This window comes from Oceanobacillus luteolus (assembly GCF_023715655.1).
Classification (GTDB): domain Bacteria; phylum Bacillota; class Bacilli; order Bacillales; family Amphibacillaceae; genus Oceanobacillus; species Oceanobacillus luteolus.
In genome coordinates this window covers 1-1,698 of record NZ_JAMBON010000106.1, presented here as the reverse complement: position 1 = coordinate 1,698, position 1,698 = coordinate 1, and the positions used below count along the sequence as shown (strand labels likewise).

At 37.0% G+C, this 1,698-nt stretch carries 1 protein-coding gene; it reads right to left on the bottom strand.

The annotated features are described in order from the left end of the window. Positions 1-105: 105 nt before the first annotated feature. A complete protein-coding gene (gene istA, locus M3210_RS19825; RefSeq protein ID WP_251518004.1) occupies positions 106-1,560 on the bottom strand; it encodes an IS21 family transposase in 1,455 nt (484 codons plus the stop codon). Between the last annotated feature and the right edge of the window lie 138 nt (positions 1,561-1,698).

Genomic DNA, 1,698 nt, shown 5'->3' with positions numbered 1-1,698 from the left:
TCCATTAAATATTGTTCCGGATTCTCGAAAGGAACTTTTTCATACAGGTCTGCAATATATGCTAAACGGAGTAATTTACATTTCTCTCTAATCACATCAGACACGTTAAACACCTGCCTTCACAGTAGGCTGGAGGGAATCGTAAATACTCCAATCCACATCATAAGGATGGTTCGTAGAATCATCTGAACTTGAATCAAATTGCTTTTCGTCTGGTAGTAACTCATAGAATTTTTCATCTATTTCTTGCATATCATGATTTATAATCAAGCTCAATAACCACTCCACACGCTCTTTTCTTAATTTCATTGAATTGATATTCAAGTAATAAGCAATTCTGCCAGGTAAGTATGGGAAATAGCGAGAATATACAATTGATCGCGGCTTCTGTTTCCAATTTTTTAGGATGGATTGCCACGGAATTTCCCTAGTTTGATTCATATACAGTCTGGGACCAGTGGAAAGCACCTCTCCGTTATGTGAGACGACCTTGTAGTGATCCCAATATAAAATCAAATGTAGCTTACCGTAATGATAACTTTTAGGCACATGGACCAATGCTCCATCAATTCTTACTTCACCATATTTATTAGCGGTTACCATGGACTGTTTAAATACCGGATAATCAGACTCAGGTAAAGCTAATCCATATTTCTTTTCCTCTTCAAACAAATCTGCAATAACGATATCCTTCTTATAATGAAGTCGTTGATGATCTTTTTTACATTGTTCAAATAATAAAGCACGTAAGTGTGTGATATCTCTGATGACTGGAGAAGGAGTAAAGAAATTATAACGAACATATCCGACTTTGTTTTCTACATGTCCTTTTTCATTTCCTTTTCTTGCATTACAGGCTTGCGCCTCAAACCCATAATGGTTTGCGAAACGTAGAAATTCTTCATTGAAAACAGTTTCCTGACCACGCCCCCTTGCCTTTACTACTGCTGCAGAAAGGTTATCCAGGCGAAGGTTTCTTGGAACAAACCCCGTTTGGTTAAAGAGCATTTTAAGACCTTCTAAAAAGCATTCCTGATTTTCTGCAGGCAAAGGAACTGCAAATCCTGCGTTACTATACGGAAAACTCATTACTAATGCATGGATATCTTTTGCTTTACCATCTTCAATTGCTTCGGTAATGCCAAAGTCAATTTGAGCTTCGGCAGGAGGATGAGTCAATCTCTCATATTCCTCTTTCATTTCATCCGATTGATCTAACATTTTTTCTTTCCATTCATTCTTAATGAAATCACAAACGGTTCGATAAGAACCGGGGAATCCTAATTTCTGTAATCCTTCGAAGATATTTTTGTTGTTCCGTCTGGCTTTCTTTTTTAGCGCATAATCTTCGACAAGCCAGTCAATTACAATTTCTCCCCATCCTTCTTGATACATCATTCCCTTTTTCTCAACGATTTTTTCTGTAGGTAATTGATCGCCGTCTGCGTATTTTTTAACAGTTACCCAACTAAAACCAGTACGCTTTGAAATTTCATTGATTGATAGGGATTTTATATTCCTTAATTTTTTGATATGATTGATTTCAGGCATTGCTAGCATCCTTTCACTCTCCCACCATTAGTTGATTCGACACCAATAACGGTAGGGTATTTTGAGAGGGCTGGCAAGCCTTTTCTTTTTGTGCAACCTTCTAACATTTTGGTTGCAATTCTCTTAACTTTTATTTTGCACTAAACA

Coding starts and splice junctions, on each gene's coding strand:
- istA (WP_251518004.1), bottom strand. CDS start 1,560: ATGCTAGCAATGCCTGAAATCAATCATATCAAAAAATTAAGGAATATA.